At 61.8% G+C, this 20,260-nt stretch carries 20 protein-coding genes and 1 tRNA gene; 13 read left to right on the top strand and 8 right to left on the bottom strand.

The features are described 5' to 3' along the window. Positions 1-6: 6 nt before the first annotated feature. From IMX18_RS16180 to IMX18_RS16160, 5 genes are all read left to right on the top strand, one after another. Entirely contained in the window at positions 7-216 is a 210-nt protein-coding gene (locus IMX18_RS16180) for a hypothetical protein (RefSeq protein WP_217190927.1), read from the top strand. After that, positions 213-842, top strand: coding sequence for a Fic family protein (locus IMX18_RS16175; RefSeq protein WP_217190928.1), 630 nt, complete (start codon positions 213-215; stop codon positions 840-842). The genes IMX18_RS16180 and IMX18_RS16175 overlap by 4 nt, the downstream gene beginning before the upstream one ends. A gap of 120 nt (positions 843-962) precedes the next feature. Continuing rightward, a complete protein-coding gene (locus tag IMX18_RS16170) occupies positions 963-1,301 on the top strand; it encodes a hypothetical protein (protein ID WP_217190929.1) in 339 nt (112 codons plus the stop codon). A 112-nt stretch (positions 1,302-1,413) separates the two neighbouring features. Then, positions 1,414-1,566, top strand: coding sequence for a hypothetical protein (locus IMX18_RS16165; RefSeq protein WP_217190930.1), 153 nt, complete (start codon positions 1,414-1,416; stop codon positions 1,564-1,566). Positions 1,567-1,636: 70 nt separating this feature from the next. Continuing rightward, the gene (locus IMX18_RS16160; protein WP_223175410.1) at positions 1,637-2,506 is read left to right on the top strand and encodes an ACT domain-containing protein; all 870 of its coding nucleotides are present in this window, start codon (positions 1,637-1,639) and stop codon (positions 2,504-2,506) included. 334 nt (positions 2,507-2,840) lie between these two features. Here the strand turns inward: IMX18_RS16160 and IMX18_RS16155 are convergent. Next, positions 2,841-2,917 (bottom strand) — tRNA-Pro (locus tag IMX18_RS16155). Positions 2,918-2,997: 80 nt separating this feature from the next. Continuing rightward, complete coding sequence (locus IMX18_RS16150) at positions 2,998-3,219, bottom strand: YgdI/YgdR family lipoprotein (protein WP_013971697.1); 222 nt, start codon at positions 3,217-3,219, stop codon at positions 2,998-3,000. A gap of 188 nt (positions 3,220-3,407) precedes the next feature. On the opposite strand from IMX18_RS16150, the gene moaB reads away from it, so the two are divergent. Further along, on the top strand, positions 3,408-3,947 hold the full coding sequence (gene moaB / locus IMX18_RS16145; protein WP_085721125.1) for a molybdenum cofactor biosynthesis protein B: 540 nt from the start codon (positions 3,408-3,410) through the stop codon (positions 3,945-3,947). A gap of 22 nt (positions 3,948-3,969) precedes the next feature. Further along, a complete protein-coding gene (locus IMX18_RS16140) occupies positions 3,970-5,157 on the top strand; it encodes a molybdopterin molybdotransferase MoeA (protein ID WP_217190946.1) in 1,188 nt (395 codons plus the stop codon). Here the strand turns inward: IMX18_RS16140 and IMX18_RS16135 are convergent. Then, positions 5,146-6,393: a glycosyltransferase family 4 protein gene (locus tag IMX18_RS16135; RefSeq protein WP_015269519.1), complete on the bottom strand. Its 1,248-nt coding sequence runs from the start codon at positions 6,391-6,393 to the stop codon at positions 5,146-5,148. The genes IMX18_RS16140 and IMX18_RS16135 overlap by 12 nt on opposite strands. 345 nt (positions 6,394-6,738) lie before the next feature. Between IMX18_RS16135 and yegS the strand changes: the two genes are divergently transcribed. After that, positions 6,739-7,626, top strand: a complete 888-nt coding sequence (gene yegS, locus IMX18_RS16130) for a lipid kinase YegS (RefSeq protein WP_015269520.1) — start codon at positions 6,739-6,741, stop codon at positions 7,624-7,626. Here yegS and IMX18_RS16125 read toward each other — a convergent pair. The 3 genes from IMX18_RS16125 to IMX18_RS16115 form a co-directional block, all read right to left on the bottom strand. Then, on the bottom strand, positions 7,610-8,269 hold the full coding sequence (locus IMX18_RS16125; RefSeq protein ID WP_015269521.1) for a response regulator: 660 nt from the start codon (positions 8,267-8,269) through the stop codon (positions 7,610-7,612). The two genes, yegS and IMX18_RS16125, sit on opposite strands and share 17 nt — an antisense overlap. Beyond that, complete coding sequence (locus tag IMX18_RS16120; RefSeq protein ID WP_043935470.1) at positions 8,259-9,155, bottom strand: sensor histidine kinase; 897 nt, start codon at positions 9,153-9,155, stop codon at positions 8,259-8,261. Before IMX18_RS16120 ends, IMX18_RS16125 begins: the two co-directional genes overlap by 11 nt. Before the next feature lie 375 nt (positions 9,156-9,530). Then, positions 9,531-10,040: a histidine kinase gene (locus tag IMX18_RS16115; protein ID WP_217190948.1), complete on the bottom strand. Its 510-nt coding sequence runs from the start codon at positions 10,038-10,040 to the stop codon at positions 9,531-9,533. Between the two features lie 350 nt (positions 10,041-10,390). Here IMX18_RS16115 and IMX18_RS16110 point away from each other — a divergent pair, with 350 nt between their 5' ends. Together IMX18_RS16110 and IMX18_RS16105 are read left to right on the top strand one after the other, a co-directional pair. After that, positions 10,391-11,326 carry a chemotaxis protein CheV gene (locus IMX18_RS16110; RefSeq protein WP_015269524.1) on the top strand — a complete coding sequence of 312 codons (936 nt, stop codon included), beginning with the start codon at positions 10,391-10,393 and terminating at the stop codon, positions 11,324-11,326. A gap of 56 nt (positions 11,327-11,382) precedes the next feature. Then, positions 11,383-12,186 (top strand): MOSC domain-containing protein, encoded by an 804-nt coding sequence (locus IMX18_RS16105; protein WP_061302841.1) that lies wholly within the window; start codon positions 11,383-11,385, stop codon positions 12,184-12,186. A gap of 67 nt (positions 12,187-12,253) precedes the next feature. On the opposite strand, the gene IMX18_RS16100 is transcribed toward IMX18_RS16105, so the two are convergent. Continuing rightward, positions 12,254-14,179 (bottom strand): transglycosylase SLT domain-containing protein, encoded by a 1,926-nt coding sequence (locus tag IMX18_RS16100; RefSeq protein ID WP_061302839.1) that lies wholly within the window; start codon positions 14,177-14,179, stop codon positions 12,254-12,256. Positions 14,180-14,400: 221 nt separating this feature from the next. Here IMX18_RS16100 and IMX18_RS16095 point away from each other — a divergent pair, with 221 nt between their 5' ends. After that, positions 14,401-16,329: an ATP-binding cassette domain-containing protein gene (locus IMX18_RS16095; RefSeq protein ID WP_096010220.1), complete on the top strand. Its 1,929-nt coding sequence runs from the start codon at positions 14,401-14,403 to the stop codon at positions 16,327-16,329. A 125-nt stretch (positions 16,330-16,454) separates the two neighbouring features. Here the strand turns inward: IMX18_RS16095 and IMX18_RS16090 are convergent, their stop codons facing one another. Beyond that, the gene (locus IMX18_RS16090) at positions 16,455-16,895 is read right to left on the bottom strand and encodes a universal stress protein (protein WP_013971709.1); all 441 of its coding nucleotides are present in this window, start codon (positions 16,893-16,895) and stop codon (positions 16,455-16,457) included. Between the two features lie 110 nt (positions 16,896-17,005). On the opposite strand from IMX18_RS16090, the gene IMX18_RS16085 reads away from it, so the two are divergent. Both IMX18_RS16085 and fadB read left to right on the top strand, forming a co-directional pair. Continuing rightward, on the top strand, positions 17,006-17,443 hold the full coding sequence (locus tag IMX18_RS16085) for a hypothetical protein (RefSeq protein ID WP_015269528.1): 438 nt from the start codon (positions 17,006-17,008) through the stop codon (positions 17,441-17,443). 645 nt (positions 17,444-18,088) lie between these two features. Further along, positions 18,089-20,236, top strand: coding sequence for a fatty acid oxidation complex subunit alpha FadB (gene fadB / locus IMX18_RS16080; protein ID WP_015269529.1), 2,148 nt, complete (start codon positions 18,089-18,091; stop codon positions 20,234-20,236). The last annotated feature ends 24 nt before the right edge of the window (positions 20,237-20,260 follow it).

Genomic DNA, 20,260 nt, shown 5'->3' with positions numbered 1-20,260 from the left:
ATCAACATGGCTAGGAATTTCCTGGATTTGAAGACAAATCCAGAGCTGTTGTCTGCGCTCCGAGGGGCCGCGCAACACAAACAGACTGCTGCCGAGATGCTGGAACAGCGAGTGTCGTTCGTCTATGGGTCGGTGGACGCGCAGAACGGCGTAACGCGCGAGCAGATTCGCAAGCTGATCTTGGAGCAGGAAGGTGTCGAAGGGGCGAAACGTTGATCCTCTTCGAATTGTGCGGTAACACCGAGCATAATCCAGTCTATCAAGAACTGGAAGTATCCAATGGTAATCGGCAGTATGACTTCTTAAAGTCCATAGTGGGCGCTGCATTGGCTACGCAGCGCCCTTTCTTGTCGACCCACATCATCAAAGCATTGAACTTTCATGCGATCACTTGCCTGCATACCAATGCTGGCGAGTACCGTCCCTGTCCCGTCTACGTAGGCACCCACCAGCCCCCAGACCACTATCGTGTTGAGGCGCTCATGGATGATCTTGTGAACATGGTGAACAGGAACTGGGAGGTAACGGATGATGTGACGCTAACTGCATATGTGCTCTGGCGACTAAACCACATTCACCCGTTCATCAATGGCAACGGCCGGACTGCCAGGGCCGCTTGCTATTTCGTACTGTGCCTGAAATCAGGTGGCTGGCTACCGGGAACTACCATCCTCCCGGAGCTAATCCGTCGCGACCGACAGGACTACGTTGATGCACTGCAGCTCGTGGATGCGTCCTGGGCTCAAGGGGCGTTGGACCTAGGTCCGCTGCATCAGGTGCTATCTAAGCTCATCACCGAGCAACTCAGTACGCAACAACCCCTCGCTGGCCAGCAACCTTAACCTTCATACCTTTTCCTGGTACAGAATAGCCCCGCGTCGCCTTCCGATCTGATGCGACGCAGTGGTATGGTTCGGCTCCTACTGCTGAGGCAGGTGCTTCGGGTTTTCATGGAGATTCACATGAGCGTTGAGCAGCAAGTGTTAGAAGTTCTTATCAAAAATGGCAGCTTGGATGACGAGGACCAAAAGGTCCGAGGTATCGCCCAGCTGGCGGTAGACAAGGGTTACGAGCAATTGTCTGCCCTCCAACAAAAGGTGGTACAGCCTTTCCTGTCTCGCCCGTGCGACGGCGTAGAAAATCCGGGCGGATACCATAATGAGTGTGCAGTCACGCTTGAAGGAAAGGCTTTGGTTGAAGCCTTGAACAATGAGGCTTACTACGACGCCGCGCTGTGCGAAGACTGCGTTAACGAAGCCGAGCAATATGCCAGCGAATGGGCACGTATTCAGGCTGAGTAACGAGCTGTACCGGTCCAGCAGCAGCTGGCACCGATGCTAAACTGAAATTCGCGCCGATTTCCCATTTGCAGGGGCGCTTTCGAAATACCTGCTAAGTGTGGAGTGCCCCGCCATGCGCACCATTATCCCCATTCCCCTTCCCGACGACCAAGAGCCTAACCTTTTCGACCTGCCGCCCGGCCCTGCGCCTGAGCAGTTGGACCTGTTCGCAAAGGAAGAGCTAAAGGAGGTCGCACCGACGATGGACAGCCAAACGGAAAATTAGGTAGCTTTCGCTATTCCTCGCGACAAAAACACGGCATGGCATGCCGCCTAATGATAGTCACGGCCTGAAAATGACCCCAGAATATAGAATCGCAGTAGAAAAGCAGATCACATCCTACCTGTCAAAATATGACGTCAAAAATATTAAATATATGCAGGTTGAGCAAACATTCAGCGACTTGGGCGTGGAAATTCACGTTTGGAACGTGAAAGCAGAAGGCGGAAACTGGTGGGTTGTGGAAGGGGAAGGTGCCCCCATGAATCTCTATCCTCAGGACGCTTTTTATTTTTCCGCTGATGAGGCTTATTCTTTTCATATGGGTATAACCCAAAGACTACAAGCACGTCACCATAGTGAGTTCAAACATATAATTGATGAATTGCCATTAGACATTGACGAAATAAAATCAATCAGTCGAAGATTAAACCTAGCAGCGCAGGCCCTGAACGATGTTGCTGGCGTGGAAGACATTCAAAGTATCGGATTGACATGCAGAGAAAGCTTGATTGAGCTGGCTAAAGCGCTAGTAAGCGCTAATCCAACCATCTTGGAAGAGAATAATCTCAAAGCCGCAGATTTTAAAGGCATAGCAAAAGCAGTAATTTCAATATACGCAGAAGGGAAAAGTAACAGCAATCTGCGAAAGCATAGCCGCAGCATGGCAGAAATGGCTTGGGACTATTCGTCTGAAATTGTTCACTCGCCAAACAAAAATATTCCAGACGCCAAAATTTGCCTGCTATTTACATGCTCAGTCGTTTCTATCTTCCAAAACCTTTACCTGAAACACTTGGGCTTTGATGCAGAGCCCAAATGCCCGGAATGCAAAAGCATGGATTTCAGCTTGCAAGCAACCGAGGATGATTCAATTGTCATCATGCTTTGTAATGACTGCGGCCACGAAGAAGCAGTGCAGGTAGAGAGCCAGGACGGTGAGTAAAACATAACAGCCTTATCACAGCAGATCGCGCCCGCGCCTGCTCATAATTGCCCGACATCGTTCACTAGGTGAAAGCTTGCGCGGCGCCGAACCTCCCGGTTGTTCGGCGGCAGAGCCCTGCCACAAGCGTGGCTTGATCGTCCGGCAAGCCGTAGTCGCCCAGGCGGATAGGCGTGCCGATGCTGGTAGGTGGCATGACTGCCTTGGCACTAACTGGTGTCAGCATGGGCCCCAGCTGCGCCTGTACGGCGTCGCTCAACTCCCCGAGGGGGTTGCACAGCCCTGGGCTAGAGAACGAAAAAGCCCGCACAAGGCGGGCTTTTTGACGAGGATTTGGTCGGAGAGACAGGATTCGAACCTGCGGCCTTCTCGTCCCGAACGAGACGCGCTACCTGGCTGCGCTACACTCCGATGAAGGAAATCCTACTGCATACTTTTTTTGCACGCAAGCCCTTGTTGTTAAAAGGGCCTTTGCAAAAAACAGGCTGCGATCAGAGCTCTTTGACGGTGCGGATCTGGTCCTTGTTCAGGCGCGTGCGCTTGCCGTCCAGCTGCTCGAATTCGTAGAAGCCCGAGTCTTCATCGTACTTCGGTGTGTCGGTGGCCTGAATTTCGCGACCGTCGTTCAGGGTAATGACGGTTGGCGATGCGCAGCCAGCGAGGGCGCCCAGGCCCAGGGCGAGCAGGAAGGCGGGTAGGGTCCGTTGAATCATCGTGTTTCTCCAGTGCGATGGTGCTAGATGACATTAAGACGCAGGGCGTCCACGCAAGTTCCGTCTACAGTGCAGCATAGCGGCAAACCTGTGGCATTGATCGAGGGCAAGGGCCACGGGCGCCAAGCTGTGATGGGCGCGTGCTGTGTTATAACTGCGGCCATCCCATCTTCTTGTGACGGACCCCCATGAAAGCCAAGGCAGATACCCCCTTCGTGCCGCTGAACATCGCCGTGCTCACAGTCAGCGACACCCGCACCTTCGACACCGATACCTCCGGCCAGATGTTCGTCGACCGCCTGGGCGCGGCTGGCCATCGCCTGGCCGAGCGCGTGCTGCTGAAAGACGACCTGTACAAGATTCGCGCCCAGGTCGCCACCTGGATTGCCGATGACAGCGTGCAGGTGGTGCTGATCACCGGCGGCACCGGCTTTACCGGCCGCGACAGCACGCCCGAGGCCGTGGCCTGCCTGCTTGACAAGCAGGTAGAAGGCTTTGGTGAGCTGTTCCGGCAGATTTCCGTGGCCGACATCGGCACCTCCACCGTTCAGTCGCGCGCCCTGGCCGGGCTGGCCAACGGTACCCTGGTGTGCTGCCTGCCAGGTTCGACCAACGCGGTGCGCACCGGTTGGGACGGTATCCTCGCCGAGCAGCTGGACGCCCGTCATCGCCCGTGCAACTTCGTGCCGCACCTGAAGCAGGCAGCGGCCTGCGACAGCCGTGGCTGAGGTTACCCAGGCCCGGCCGCTGATGCCGGTAGAGCAGGCCTTGGAGCAGTTGCTGGCATTGGCCGAAGCGGCACCGATCCGTGACACCGAGAACCTGCCACTGGCCGAGGCCGAAGGCCGTGTGCTGGCTACCCACCTGGTGGCCTCGCTCGACCTGCCGCCTTGGCCGAACAGCGCCATGGACGGTTACGCCCTGCGCCTGGCCGACTGGCAGGGCGAACCACTGCCGGTCAGCCAGCGGATTTTCGCCGGCCATCCACCGCAGCCGCTGCAGCCGGGTACCTGCGCACGCATCTTCACCGGGGCACCGCTGCCCGAAGGTGCCGACTGCGTCGAGATGCAGGAAAACACCGAAGTGGCGGAGGATGGGCGGGTACGCTTTCTCGAAGCGCTGAAGACCGGGCAGAACATTCGTCCCCAGGGCCAGGAAACCCGCAAGGGCGAACAGGTGATGAGCGCCGGCACCCGGCTGGGGCCGATCGAGCTGGGCCTGGCCGCGACCTTGGGCCACGGCCGGCTGGATGTGGTGCGCAAGGTACGGGTGGCGGTGTTGTCCACCGGTGACGAACTGGTCGAACCTGGCCTGCCGCTGGGGCCGGGGCAGATCTATAACAGTAACCGCCGACTGCTGGTCAGCTGGTTGCAGCGGCTGGGCTGCGAGGTGGTCGATGCGGGCATCCTGCCGGATGACCTGGCACGCACCCGCACCTGCCTGGTCGAACTGGGCGAGGTCGACCTGATCCTGTCAACCGGCGGTGTCTCGGTGGGTGAGGCCGACTACCTCGGTGCCGCCCTGCGCGAAGCCGGCGAGCTGGCCTTGTGGAAGCTGGCGATCAAGCCGGGCAAGCCGCTGACCTTCGGCCACTTCCAGGGCGTGCCGGTAATCGGCCTGCCGGGTAACCCGGCCTCGACCCTGGTCACCTTCGGCCTGCTCACCCGGCCTTACTTGTTGCGGCGTCAGGGCGTGACCGATGTTACGCCGTTGCGCTTCGACATGCCGGCCGGCTTTGACTGGCCCAAGGCCGGCACGCGCCGCGAGTACCTGCGTGCCCGCATCGAGCAAGGCCAAGTGCGCATCTACAAGAACCAGAGTTCGGGCGTACTGCGCAGTGCGGCCTGGGCCGAGGGGTTGGTAGAAGTGCGTGAAGGCAGTACACCGAAGCAGGGTGACAGCGTGCCCTTCATTCCCTTCAGCGAACTACTTGGCTGAGCGGCCCAGCCAGGCACTGGCCAGCGGCGCGGCCTCGACCGGTGCCGCCAGGGCCAGGCGCATGTGCACGTTCTCCAGTTGCTGGGCGGCCACGCTCCAGTCGTGGCGCTGGCGGGCAAACTGGCGCCCGGCGTCGCTCAACTGGCTCATGCGCCAGGGCTGGTTGAGCAACTGGGTGATCAGCAGCGCCAACTGGTCGCCATCCTCACTGCCCAGGTAGTGCTCACCGTTGTTCGCGGCCAGGCCTGAAACGCCCTTGCCGGTGGTGATTACCGGCAAGCCGGCGGCCATCGCTTCGAGGATTTTTACCTTGGAGCCACCGGCATAGCGCAGTGGTGCGAAGAACAGTGCCGAGCGCCGCTGCAGTTCACGCAGGTCGGGACGGTAGCCGAACCATTCGATGCGCGGGTCGTTCCAGTGCAGTTTCCAGCTGGCCGGCATGGCATGCCCGGCAATCGCCAGGCGCACCGCCGGGTTGCTCATCCAGACCTGCGGCATGATGTCTTCCAGCGCCCATTCGATGGCCTCCAGGTTGGCACCATACTCGAAGTTGCCAACGAACAGCAGGCGCTGGCTGTGCAGCGCGGGTTGCACATGCTGGTAGAAATCACAGTCCACGCCATTGACCACCACGTTCACCGGGCGCCCGCTGATCTGTGCGATCAATTCGGCATCGTGGGCGCTGACTGCCACCAGTTCGGTGGGTTGGTGCAATACCCGCTGTTCCCAGCGTCGATAACGCCAGCGGTCGAAGGCGTTGAGCGGGCGTAACCATAGCGGCAGGCGATCGTGGTTGGCGCCCCCCATCACTGATTCCAGGGTGTGCTCGCTAAGCATGTACGGCAGCCCGCGTGCCTGCAGGGCTTTTTCGAAGGGCTGGAAACTGTAGCTGTGCTCGATCTGGATCACGTCCCAGGGCTCGTCCAGCAATTGCTCGAAGCGGTGCCGCAGGCAAGGGGCCAGACCATTGATAATTGCGCGCATGGGGTAAGCGATAATCGGCGAGGCCAGCAGGTTGAGCGGGCTGTGCAGGGGCCGTCGGGGCAGCACGATCAGGCGCTCGAGCAGCGGCTCCAGGGCCTCGCGGGCGGCATCGTCAAGGGGGATCTTCGATTGCACCAGCAGGGTAATCCGGTGGCCCCGCTGTGCCAGTGCGCGTATCAGGTGGTATTGCCGGGTCTTGCTGCCGCTGGTGGTTGGCCAGGGCAGGTACGGCAGTGTCCAGAGAATGCGCATGACCCGGAATCCTCGCTAAAGGCTGCGGATAGCAAGACGCGCCCATGGGCAGCAGTGGTAGAACCACTGCCGGGGGCGCGTCCGTGGCAATAAAGTGTATCTGCTGAGCATAGCCGTGCATTGCCAGGCGTGTGGGAAAAGACAGGCCTACGCAATTAAATACTGGGAGCGGCCTAATGCCAGTCAGTTAAGGTTTCTACAGGCTTTACTGGGGCTGCAAAGCAGCCCCGAATTGCTTAACTGACAGGCACTGGGGAGCGGCCTGCTATTTTTTCGGGCGCATGCAACGATCCGCGACTGCAAAGGGTCGAGATCTGGGTTGATCACTTCACGGAGGCGCACAACATGCGAGCGGGCAAGGCAATGCTGATCCTGCATGGCAAGCAGGCGATGAACGAAGACTTGCGCAGCGCCGTGCATGACCTGCGCGACAGCGGCTGGGTCCTGGATGTGCGGGTTACCTGGGAGGCCGGTGACGCCCAGCGCCTGGTCACCGAGGCGCTGGCCGCCGGCTACGACCACATCGTCGCCGGAGGCGGGGATGGCACGCTGCGTGATGTCGCCGAGGCCATGGGGCTGGCAGGTACCAAGGCCAGCCTGGCGTTGTTGCCGCTGGGCACGGCCAACGATTTTGCCAAGGCCGCCGGCATACCCCTGGAGCCTGCCACGGCCCTGGCCTTGCTGAACATACCCGCACGGCCGATAGACCTGGGCCAGGCCGGCGACCAGCTGTTCCTCAACATGGCCACGGGCGGTTTTGGCAGCCAGGTCACGGCCAATACCTCCGAAGACCTGAAGAAAGTACTGGGCGCGGCCGCCTACCTGTTCACCGGGTTGTCGCGCTTTAGCGAACTGCAGGCCGCCTCGGTAGAGCTGCAAGGGCCAGGCTTCGACTGGCAGGGTGACCTGCTGGCGCTGGGGATCGGCAATGGCCGCCAGGCCGGGGGTGGGCAAGTGCTGTGCCCCGAGGCCCTGGTGAACGACGGCTTGCTCGATATCGCCATCCTGCCGGCACCTCAGGAGATGGTCGGGACGTTGCGTGAGCTGTTGGCCGGTAACGGTCTGTTCGTCAGGGCCAGGTTGCCCTGGGTGGAGATCAAGTGCTCGCAGGGGCTGGACATCAATCTTGATGGCGAGCCAGTGCAGGCCGAAAAGTTACGCTTCCAGGCCAAGCCCGCTGCACTGCGGCTACACCTGCCGGAGGGGTCTCCGTTGCTCAGTCGTCCAGGCTGATGATTTTCTCGCGCACGGCGAACAGCACCAGGCCGGCCACGTCATGGATTTGCAGGCGTTTCATGACTTGCGAGCGGTGGGTTTCCACTGTCTTGATCGACAGGCCCAGGCCGGTGGCGATTTCCCGGGTGGACTTGCCACGCACGATCAGGCGCAGGATCTCCAGCTGTCGCGCCGTGAGATTATGCCGCTCGCCAGCTGGTAGCTTGCCCTGCCTGGTGTGCTGCAGCGCCTGGTTGATGACCGTATGGGCGACGGCTGGGCTGAGGTAGCGCTCGCCGTTGCGCACCGCGGTCAGGGCCTGTTCCAGCTCGGTGGCGCTGGTGTCCTTGAGCAGGTAGCCGTGGGCGCCACTCTCCAGTGCCCGCATGATCAGGTCCGGGTCGGTGTGCATCGACAGGATCAACACCTTGCAGGTGCTGCCGCTGGCGCGCAGTTGGGTGAGGGCGTCCAGGCCGCTGGTCGAGCGCATGGAGATGTCCAGCAAGACGATGTCCGGCGCCAGCGTGCGCACCTGTTCGAGCAACTGGCTGCCGTCGTCGGCTTCACCGATCACGTCATAGCCGGGGATGTCGCACACCAGTGCGCGCACACCAGCGCGAATCAGCGAGTGGTCGTCTACCAGCAGCAGTCTACAGGTCATGGGTTGCAGTGCTCCTGGCGCGTTGCTGGGTGCGCGGTGGCCATGGGAACATCGCCTCGATGTGCGTGCCCAGGCCGAGCTGGCTGGTGATGTCCAGGCTGCCCTGCAACGCGGTTACCCGCTCCTGCATACCGGCCAAGCCCCGCTGGCCTGCTTCGGCCGGTTGCCTGGCGGGCACGAAGCCGCGGCCATCGTCTTGGATTGACAGCGCCAACCCCTCGGGGGTGCGCTGCAGGCGGATGACCAGATTGCGTGCCTGGGCGTGGCGCAGCATGTTGGTCACGGCTTCCTGGGTAATGCGGAACACCGCCATGGCCACGGCCTCGTCGATGCCCCCCAAGCGCTGGTTGCATGCCAGGCTCCAGTGAACGCCGCTGTTGCCCAGGGTGCGCACCAGGTGTGCGCGCAGGCTGGCTTCCAGGCCCAGGCTGGCCAACTGCCGCGGGTTGAGCAGGGCGGAGACATCGCGCACGTTGCCCAAGGTGTCATCCAGCGTGCTGCGCAGCGCGTCGCAGTGGCCTTGCAGCTCGTCGGGCATGCGCTTCTGCAGCCACTGCAGCTGCAGCTTGGCGGCGGTGAGCAACTGGCCGATGTCGTCGTGCAGTTCCCGGCTCAGGTGCTGGCGCTCGCCTTCCTGGACTTTGAGCATGCGCTCGGCCAGTTCCGCCGGGCGCAGGCTGATCGACTTGGCACCAAGGGCCAGGTGCACGGTAGCGCCCAGTGTGGCGGCCAGTTGCAGCACCAGCAGGCTGGCCGGAATCACCTGATCGGCCAGGTACAGCAACAGGTTGGCGACCAGCGAGGCAATGCACAGCCCGACAGTCGCCCAGCGCAGCAGGGTAGTACGGGAGCAGCACAGCAAAGAAGTCTTCAAGCGTGGAAGCATAGGTAGGGAAGCCACTGAAGTATTGCTGATGGAGGCCTTGCACAATCCATGTCAGAGGCTTTGGAGCAGTACTTGCCGTTTTCTTTCAAACACGTGATCTTGCGACCTTGCTGCAGGCCGCAAGCGTTTGTGGGGGCGCATATTACCACTTCGCAGTGCATCGGTCGCGGTCGGCTAACGCCATGAAACGCCGACGGGGCGGGTGCGGGAGGGTGGCAAAGTGCCGCTTTGCTTGATCGCGCAATATGCACTTGCCATCGAACTTGTGCGCTGTTGATTCAACTTGGCCCCCCGCAACCTGAAAAACCTCGAGAATGTTCCAGGTTCGGCCAGGATGGGCCTGAATAAACGTGCCCGGCTGCATTTTGCGCCAGTTCAATAGGTGGCAGATGAGCGGCCGGAGTGCGTGCTGCCTGCCGTCTCGGAATGCGGGTGAATGCACACGCTGCCTTGCTCGTCGCAGGGTGTGCAAGGTTGTGCAAACGTTTGCTGCAAGGCCTTGGCCAGTTCACCCAGCAGCACCAACTGCTCGCCGATGTCCAGGTTAAGCCGTCCGGTGCAAGGGTCTACCAGTTCCAACTGCCAGGCCAGCAAGGTCAGGCAGGCCCATACCGCGGGCAGGGCTTCGCGTTGCAGGCAACCGACCTGGCAGGCCGGTGCCAGCAATTGCTGCAGGGCGGTGGTGTAATGGGCGACTTCGCGTAGGCCCAGATGTGCGGCCTGTCGAGCGAGGTTGTCGAGGGCATTTTCCAGGCAGTGGCAAGCATCCGGGTCGTTGTCGATCAGTTCCAGATGCTGCAGGCATTCCTGGGCCTGGGTCAGCAGTACCTGCGCATCCAGCAGGAACCCCTGCAGGGCGTTATCGAACGACAAGGCGCTGTCCATCATGATGCCCCCGCGCGTGGGGCTGGCACAGGGGACGGGCACGCCAAAACGATAGCTAGCAAAAGCCTGACTCCATTCATGCAATGAGAATGGCGTCACATTAATGGCTAAAGGATATTGCGAACATCAGGTCGCACCCGATTGTAGCTAAGGGTTTCCCTGATAAGGGCCTCAGGAGGGGAACTTTTGCTGTCCCGCTGAATCACCCGCGCTTCCCGCAGTAAAGCATGATGGTAAAGTGATATCAATTGCCTTCACGGCATTTTCCCGTAAGGGTCAAGGTGTGCGTGAAGCCGCCGATACAGGGTGGATGATTTCACTTTTTCCGACTCAAGCCTGGGGGCTTTCCAATGGCTGGCATTCTCGACACGGTAGACCAACGCACGCAACTGGTGGGTGAGAACCGCCTGGAAATCCTGATGTTTCGCCTGGCCGGCCGCCAGTTGTTCGCGATCAACGTGTTCAAGGTGCAGGAAGTGCTGCAGCTGCCCAAGTTGACCCTGATGCCCCAGCGCCACGCTTTCGTCTGCGGTGTGGTCAACCTGCGCGGCCAGACCCTGCCGGTGATCGACCTGTCCCAGGCGATCGGCATGCGCCCGCTGCAGCCGGGGCCGGACAGCACCATCATCGTCACCGAATACAACCGCTCGGTGCAGGCTTTCCTGGTGGGCGGTGTCGACCGTATCGTCAACATGAACTGGGAGGCGATCATGCCGCCGCCGTCCAGCGCCGGGCGCCAGCATTACCTGACGGCCATCACCAAGGTCGATGACAAGCTGGTGGAAGTGATCGACGTGGAGAAGGTGCTGGCCGAGATCGTGCCCTACAACGCCCGGGTTTCTGGCGACAAACTCGCCGATCCGGTGCTGGCCCGGGCCCGCGGCCGCGAAGTGCTGCTGGTGGACGATTCCAGCGTGGCACTGGCGCAATTGCGCGACACCCTGTCCCAGCTGGGTGTGAAGCTGCACGTGGCCAGTGATGGTCTGAAGGCGCTGCGCATGCTCAAGGGCTGGGCCGACGCTGGTGAGGATGTGTGCGAGAAGCTGCTGATGGTGTTCACCGACGCCGAGATGCCGGAAATGGACGGCTACCGGTTGACCACCGAGATCCGTGGCGATGCCCGTTTGCGCCAGCTGTACGTGGTTTTGCACACCTCGCTGTCGGGCAGTTTCAACGAATCCATGGTGAAGAAGGTAGGCTGCGACAACTTCCTGTCCAAGTTCCAGCCCGATCGCCTGGTCGACGTGGTCAAGCAACGCCTGTTGCTGGATGCCGCTACTGCGTGATCCCGGCCCCTGCGGGGTATAAGCTTGGCGTTTTGGCATGACGCGAGGCGGCAGGGATGTTTCTCAGTGAGCTGTATCGGTACCCGGTGAAGTCCGGGCAGGCGCAACGCCTGCAGGCTTCAGCGGTTGGGTTGCTGGGGTTGCAGGGTGACCGGCGCTGGATGGTGGTGGAGGAAGAAAATGGACGCTTCCTTACCCAGCGCGCCTGGCCTCATCTAGGCCAGATCAAGGCAAGCGACGATGACAGCGGCCAGTTGCTGCTGGAAGCACCTGGGCAAACTCCCTTGTGGGTACCTGTGCCACCTGCCGATGACGCCCTGCGCGGCGTGACCATCTGGCGCGATACCTTGCGTGTGCCGGATGCGGGCGACGCGGCGGCGGCCTGGCTCAGCCAGTTGCTGGGCAAGGCCGTGCGCCTGGTGTATTGCCCGGAGCAGCGCGCGCGTTACCTGCCCAATGGCTATGGCTTCAACAGTGACCGGGCGGCGTTCCCCGACGGTTTCCCGTTGTTGCTGATCAACCAGGGATCGCTGAAAGAACTCGATCGCCGTATCGGCCGGCCCATGGAGGTGCTTCGCTTTCGACCCAACCTGGTGGTGCAGGGGGCTGAACCGTTTGCCGAAGATGGCTGGAAGCGGATTCGTATCGGCAGCTTGGAGTTTCGCGTGCTCAAGCCCAGTGTGCGCTGCATCTTTACCACCATCGACCCGGTTACCGGCGAGCGCAGCGAGGACCGCGAGCCGATGGCCACGCTCAGGACCTTCCGTGAGAAGGAGGGGGATGTGCTGTTCGGGCAGAACCTGGCGGTGGATGGCAGCGGGTGGTTGGAGGTAGGGATGCAGGTCGAAATCCTGGAGTAGCTGTGTTGCCTGTGCCGGCCTCTTCGCGAGTAAACCCGCGAAGAGGCCGGCACAGGCTCAGTAGCAATCACATGTCATCGAAATACCGCTCATGCCAATCCACCAGCGGCTGCGGCGAGTTCAGCTTCTGCCCGTAGATCACCGAATACGACAGTACGTTCTGCACATACTGGCGCGTTTCGTCGAACGGGATCGACTCCACCCACACATCGAAGCTCAGGTGCTTGGCGCCTTTGAGCCACTGCCGCACACGCCCAGGCCCGGCGTTGTAGGCTGCCGACGCGAGCACCCGGTTGCCGTTGAACTGGCTGTGCACCTGGCTCAGGTAGGCCGCACCCAGCTGGATGTTCTTGTCTGGGTTGAGCACCTGCGCCGGTGATGCCAGCGGGATACTGAACTTGCGCGCGGTTTCCTTGGCCGTGGCCGGCATCAACTGCATCAGGCCGCTGGCACCGACCGGGGAACGGGCATCCTCCATGAACGCACTTTCCTGGCGGGTAATGGCGAAGACCCAGCTCGAATGCAGGCCGCGGACCTTGGCCTCGCGCACCAGGGTGTCGCGGTGGGCCATCGGGAAGCGGATGTCCAGGTCGTCCCAGTACTGCGCCTGGCTGATGGTGCGAATGGCCGGGAAGTACCAGCGCAGGTCGTAGCCCAGGCGCGCCTGGGCGACCATTTCGTCGCGGCTGAAGTGGCGGCTGACGTGGTACCACTCGCGGCGACCTTCGACGATCTGGCCACGGGCGTGGAACTCCAGGGCACGGCGGATGCCCGGGGTGTTGCGGACCTTGTTGACCAGCTGTGGGCTGAGCACCAGCGGCTTGTTGTTCAGCTGGTAAGGGGTTTGTGCCCGGTCGGCAGCGAGGAAACCGTAGAAGTCACGCTCGCGCGCCACGGTCTTGTACAGCAGCGGGATCTGTGGGTTGTTCGGCTGCGCCAGCTCCAGGCTGCGCGCCTGCCAGTACTTCCAGCGGCTGCTGTTGGCCAGGTCCTGGGGCAGGCGGCGGGTCAGCTCGTAGGCGTCTTCCCAGCGGCCCAGGCGCAGTAGCAGGCGCAGGCGCCATTCGCTGACGGTGTTGTCACGCAGCTCGGGGTCGTAACGGGTCATCAGGTCGAGCGCGCGCGGGTCGTAGCGGCGCGCCAGCGTCAGGCCGATTTCGCGGGCGATGGCCACCTTCTCGTCGCGTGAAAAGTGCATGCGCTGGGCGTAGTCGTCGAGCAGCGCCATGGCCCGCTCCGGGTCCTGTCGGGCAAGGCGGCGCAGGCCGAGGCTGACCACGTCGGACATGGCTTCGTTGGCCGGGGTGAAGCGCGACGGCTGGTTGAGCAGCTCGGGTTTCTGCGCCACCTCTACCAGCAGGCGCCCCTGCGGCGCGAGGGTGGTCAGGGTCTTGACCAGGTTGTTGGCCAGACCGTAATTGCGCGCCTGGGCCGCCAGCTTGGTGCGTTGCCAGCGCTTGGCCTCGGTCAGTTGGCCCTCGGCCGCCCACATGCCGAACAGTGTGTCGCAGGTAGCCGGCTGCGACTTGCCGACGTTCCACAGTTTGTCGGCCGTGGCAAAACCCTCGGCGCGCAGGCCGTGGCTGAGCTGGTACTGGCCGTTGAGGCAGTCCAGTTCGGTGAAGTTGAGCTTGGGGTCGTAGTACTTGACGAAAGTGTTCCATTCGCCGCGTTCGGCAAGCCAGCGCAACCAGCGTAGTTTCATCCAGTTGGCCTGGGGCAGGTCGCCATGCTTGGCAAGGAAACCTTCGATTTCCTGGTTGCTCGCGGTTTTCAGGCGGGCGGTGAGTTCGTCGTAGGCCAGGTAGGGCGTCAGCGGGTAGTCGCTGAGGGCCTGGGCATAGCGCAGATAGGGGCCTTTGTCGCCTTTGGCCAGCGCGCGCTTGGCCTCGTCATAGTACTGGCGTTGCAGGGTAAGATCGGCGGCCTGCGCCGCGCAGGTGGCGGCGGTGAGCAGCAGGCAGGATGCAATATGTAACAGGCGGCTGCGCATGATACGTCCGGGCAGTTGAACCATGGGGAAGTGACGGCGGAGCCAGCACTGTTGGAAGCTATTGCCTTAGCTTAGCTGTTTGCCAGCGGCGGGTGAAAGCACTGTGCTTGTATCGGGATATTAAGTTCGACCAGATGTCGCAAAGCCCTTGCCGGATGGCCAGGCGGATGCCGTCGGGGGCCAAGTCAGGTAGAATGCGCGCCCGATTTATGGAGACCAACATGACCCTGCTCAAATTCAGCGATGTGTCCCTCGCATTCGGCGCCATGCCGCTGCTGGACAAAGTGTCCTGGCAGATCGCTCGTGGCGAGCGGGTGTGCATCATCGGCCGCAACGGCACCGGCAAGTCGAGCATGCTGCGCCTGGTCAAGGGCGAGCAGAAGGGCGACGACGGCGAAATCTGGCGTGCCCCGGGCCTGAAGATCGGCGAGCTGCCGCAGGAGCTGCCGGTGGCCGACGAGCGCACGGTGTTCGACGTGGTGGCCGCAGGCCTGGATGGTGTGGGCGATCTGCTGGCGCAGTTCCATCACCTGAGCCTGAACATCCAGGGTGACGAAGACCTGGAAAAACTCATGCACGTCCAGCACGAGCTGGAAGCCCGTGACGGCTGGCGCCTGCAGCAGGTGGTGGAAAGCACTCTCAGCCGCCTGCAGCTGCCGGCCGACAAGACCCTGGCCGAACTGTCCGGTGGCTGGCGCCGCCGCGTGCTGCTGGCCCAGGCGCTGGTGTCGGAGCCCGACCTGCTGCTGCTCGACGAGCCGACCAACCACCTGGACATCGGTGCCATCGCCTGGCTCGAAGAGGCCCTGCGCGGCTTCAATGGCGCGGTACTGTTCATCACCCACGACCGTTCGTTCCTGCAGAACCTGGCCACCCGCATCCTCGAACTGGACCGCGGCGGCCTGATCGACTGGAACGGCGACTATGCCAGCTTCCTGGTGCACAAGGAGGCCGCGCTGGCCGCCGAGGAAACCGCCAACGCGTTGTTCGACAAGCGTCTGGCCCAGGAAGAGGTATGGATTCGCCAGGGCATCAAGGCCCGCCGTACCCGCAACGAAGGCCGCGTACGCGCACTGAAGGCCCTGCGCGTGGAGCGTAGCGAACGCCGCGAGCGCCAGGGCAAGGCCAACATCCAGATCGAGGCGGCGGAAAAGTCCGGCAAGCAGGTGATGGTGCTGGAGAACGTCAGCTTCCATCACCCGGAAGGGCCTGTGCTGGTCAAGGACTTCTCCATGGTCCTGCAGCGTGAGGACCGCATCGGCCTGCTTGGCGCGAATGGTACCGGCAAGACCACGTTGCTAAAGCTGATGCTCGGTGACCTGGAGCCGACCGCAGGCAAGGTAGAGCGCGGCACCAAGCTGGAAGTGGCCTATTTCGACCAGATGCGCCACCAGCTCGACCTGGAAAAGACCGTTATCGACAACCTGGCCGAAGGCCGGGACTTCATCGAGATCGACGGCCAGAACCGCCATGTGCTGAGCTACCTGGGCGATTTCCTGTTCAGCCCTCAGCGTGCCCGTACGCCGGTCAAGGCGCTCTCGGGTGGCGAGCGTGCACGGCTGTTGCTGGCCAAGCTGTTCAGCAAGCCGGCCAACCTGCTGGTGCTTGACGAGCCGACCAACGACCTGGACGTGGAAACCCTCGAGCTGCTCGAGGAGGTGCTGTCCAACTACAAGGGCACCGTGCTGATGGTCAGCCACGACCGGGCCTTCCTCGACAACGTCGTCACCAGCACCCTGGTGTTCGAAGGCGAGGGCAAGGTGCGTGAATACGTCGGTGGTTACGAGGACTGGATTCGCCAAGGGGGCTCGCCGAAGCTGCTGGGCGTGACCGAGAGCAAGGGCGGCAAGTCCGAGCTCAACAGCGCGGTGGTGGAGAAGGTAGAGGCCAAGCCGGCGCCTGCGCCGGTTGCAGTGGTGGCCGATGGTTCGAAGAAGAAGCTCAGCTACAAGCTGCAACGTGAGCTGGAAATGCTGCCGGGGCAGATCGACGAGCTGGAGCAGCGCATGGCCGAGGCCCAGGAAGAAGTGAATGCGGCGGGCTTCTATCAGCGGCCGATTGCGGAAACCTCGGCAGTGCTGGCCAAGATCGAGAAGCTGCAGAGTGAGCTGGATGTGCTGGTGGAGCGCTGGGCCGAGCTGGAAGGCTGATCGGCGTTAGCCTGACCCGGCCTCTTCGCGGGTTAACCCGCTCCCACAAGGACCGCACCGCTGTTGAGCGCGGTGCAGTACCTGTGGGAGCGGGTTCACCCGCGAAAGGGCCGGCACAGGTTGAATCATTCCTTCTTCTGCAATCGCACCGCCAGTACATCGCACGGCGCGCCATGCAGCACGTCATTGGCCGTGGAGCCCAGCAGCAATGCCAGGCCATGCCGGCCATGGCTGCCAACCACGATCAGGTCGCACTTCTGGTCCTTGGCCAACTGGTGGATTTCCTGGCGCGGCTGGCCATAGGTCAGGTGCGAGTCGCCGCGGTGGATGTCCGGGTATTTGTTGAACAGGCGGTCCATGCGTTCCTTGGCCTGGTCGAACTGCTGCTGTTGCAGCTGCGACAGGTCCATCGGCACGTCGCCGCCGAACGCCATGGCCATCGGCTCGACGATGTGTACCAGCGAAACCTTGGCATTCGACGGCGCGGCCAGCGCCATGGCGCGCTTGATCACCGGGTCGCATTCTTCGGTCAGGTCGACGGCGACCAGAAGATGTTCGTAGGACATGAGCGGAACTCCTGACAATCGCGATAGAAGAAGTATGGTCGCTTTCGGGCGGGTCTTCCGTGAAAAATGGCTAACCAGCTCATTTGCAACGTTTTATGGGAACTACTGATATGACGGTATTGCTGGTGGTGTCAATCCTCGCGCTGATTCTCAGCCCGCTTTCCTGGCTGCGCACATCGCGCAAGCAGAGCGAGCAGATGAAGCTGCGCCTGGAGGCTCGGCGCATGGGTTTGGCCATGCAGCTGGCGCCGCAGCAGTGGCCGCACTGGCTGGAAAAGGAGCCGCCAAGCCCATGCCCGCAATACCACCGGGCGCGTCGCCGCGGGCATGAGGACAGCTTCTGCTTCTGGCAGATCACCCCGGGGGTTTGGTGGAACCAGTGGCGTGAACCCTGCGAGGACCCACGCTTCATGGAGGCCTTGGCACGCTTGCCGGCGAGTGTCTACAAGGTCGAGGCCGATGCCCGGATGATCGCGTTGTACTGGACCGAGCGGGGCGATACGGCTGTGTTGCAGGATATTGCCCACGTCCTCGAAGCCCTGGCTTGAGAGCTGTCTTGCACGGGCCCTGTAGGAGCGGCCTTGTGTCGCGATCGGGCTGCGCAGCAGCCCCGGCAATCTTTGCTTTTCTCTCAAATCCCCGGGGCTGCTGCGCAGCCCGATCGCGACACAAGGCCGCTCCTACAGGGGTATGCGGTGCTTTTTAAGCCTCTATAACGACAAAGCGGCGGCTTGGCCGAACCCTGAAGGGGTGGGGTGCCAAGTCGCCGCTTTGCGTTCTGCTGCGCAGAAAAGGCCAGGCAGGCCGGGTATGCATTCAAGCAAGTGCCAGTGTAGCCGTTGGAGGCCGCCGCGCAAGGCAAAAGCTGCAGCATTCTTCTGCGGTTCATGGTCAATCGCCGACATGAATGGTCAGCAATCACTGTCATCATGTTTTGTACCGGGACGCTACAAAATGACCGGAAAGTCGTGTTTTCACCTTGCTCGCGAGCATTTGACAACGCCGATCTTTTCGGAGAATGTGTGCACACCCAAATCAAACGGGCGTATGAATTGAGCGTTTGTATGTCATGACGCCAAGCCATACTTCCGACTAGCGCGCTGACGGGTGTGCCTGGGGCAGGGCAGCTAGGCCTGCTTTTGCCGCAGCGATCGGCGTGTACAGTTCAGCTTCCATATCGTGGAGATCAGTTGATGATTTACGAAGGTAAAGCCATCACGGTTAAGGCTCTTGAAAGTGGCATCGTCGAGCTCAAGTTCGACCTCAAGGGTGAGTCCGTCAACAAGTTCAACCGCCTGACCCTGAACGAACTGCGCCAGGCCGTCGATGCCATCCAGGCCGACGCCTCGGTCAAGGGCGTGATCGTCAGCAGTGGCAAGGACGTGTTCATAGTCGGCGCCGACATCACCGAGTTCGTCGACAACTTCAAGCTGCCCGAGGCCGAACTGGTCGCCGGCAACCTGGAAGCCAACCGCATTTTCAACGCCTTCGAAGACCTCGAAGTGCCGACCGTCGCCGCCATCAACGGCATCGCCCTGGGCGGCGGCCTGGAAATGTGCCTGGCCGCCGACTACCGGGTCATGTCCACCAGCGCCAAGATCGGCCTGCCGGAAGTCAAGCTGGGTATCTACCCGGGCTTTGGCGGCACCGTGCGCCTGCCGCGCCTGATCGGTTCGGACAACGCCATCGAATGGATCGCCGCCGGCAAGGAAAACCGTGCCGAGGACGCCCTGAAAGTGGGGGCTGTCGACGCCGTGGTCGCGCCTGAGCTGCTGATGGCCGGTGCCCTTGACCTGGTCAAGCGCGCCATCAGTGGCGAGCTGGACTACAAGGCCAAGCGCCAGCCCAAGCTGGAAAAGCTCAAGCTCAACGCCATCGAACAGATGATGGCCTTCGAGACTGCCAAGGGCTTCGTCGCCGGCCAGGCCGGCCCGAACTACCCAGCCCCGGTCGAAGCCATCAAGACTATCCAGAAGGCTGCCAACTTCGGCCGTGACAAGGCCCTGGAAGTCGAAGCCGCAGGCTTCGCCAAGCTGGCCAAGACCTCGGTTGCCGAGAGCCTCATCGGCCTGTTCCTCAACGACCAGGAACTCAAGCGCAAGGCCAAGGCGCATGACGAAATCGCCCACGACGTGAAGCAGGCCGCCGTGCTCGGTGCCGGCATCATGGGTGGCGGCATCGCCTACCAATCGGCGGTCAAGGGCACCCCGATCCTGATGAAGGATATCCGCGAGGAAGCCATCCAGCTGGGCCTGAACGAGGCCTCCAAGCTGCTCGGCAACCGCGTCGAGAAGGGCCGCCTGACCCCGGCCAAGATGGCCGAGGCACTCAACGCCATTCGCCCGACCCTGTCCTATGGTGACTTCGCCAATGTCGACATCGTCGTCGAGGCCGTGGTCGAGAACCCGAAAGTCAAGCAGGCCGTGCTGGCTGAAGTGGAAGCCCAGGTGAAGGACGATGCGATCCTCGCTTCCAACACCTCGACCATTTCCATCAACCTGCTGGCCAAGGCGCTCAAGCGCCCGGAAAACTTCGTTGGCATGCACTTCTTCAACCCGGTGCACATGATGCCGCTGGTGGAAGTCATCCGTGGCGAGAAGTCCAGTGAAGTGGCGGTTGCCACCACCGTGGCCTACGCCAAGAAAATGGGCAAGAACCCGATCGTGGTCAACGACTGCCCGGGCTTCCTGGTCAACCGCGTGCTGTTCCCGTACTTCGGCGGCTTCGCCAAGCTGGTAAGCGCCGGTGTCGACTTCGTGCGTATCGACAAGGTCATGGAGAAGTTCGGCTGGCCAATGGGCCCGGCGTACCTGATGGACGTGGTCGGCATCGACACCGGCCACCACGGCCGCGACGTGATGGCCGAAGGGTTCCCGGACCGCATGAAGGACGAGCGCCGCTCGGCCGTTGACGCATTGTACGAGGCCAACCGCCTGGGGCAGAAGAACGGCAAGGGCTTCTACGCCTACGAAACCGACAAGCGCGGCAAGCCGAAGAAGGTCGCCGACGCCACCGTGCTCGACGTGCTCAAGCCGATCGTCTACGAGCAGCGTGAAGTCACCGACGAAGACATCATCAACTGGATGATGGTCCCGCTGTGCCTGGAGACCGTGCGCTGCCTGGAAGACGGCATCGTCGAAACCGCTGCCGAAGCCGACATGGGTCTGGTCTACGGCATTGGTTTCCCTCCCTTCCGCGGTGGTGCGCTGCGCTACATCGACTCGATCGGTGTGGCCGAATTCGTTGCCCTGGCCGATCAATACGCCGACCTGGGGCCGCTGTACCACCCGACCGCGAAGCTGCGTGAGATGGCCAAGAACGGCCAGCGCTTCTTCAACTGAGCGGTCAACGAGCTAGAGCGAGAG

Source organism: Pseudomonas shirazica (assembly GCF_015168335.1).
Lineage (GTDB): Bacteria > Pseudomonadota > Gammaproteobacteria > Pseudomonadales > Pseudomonadaceae > Aquipseudomonas > Aquipseudomonas asiatica.
The sequence above is the reverse complement of the archived record's forward strand: the minus strand, read 5'-3'. Positions and strand labels throughout refer to the sequence as shown.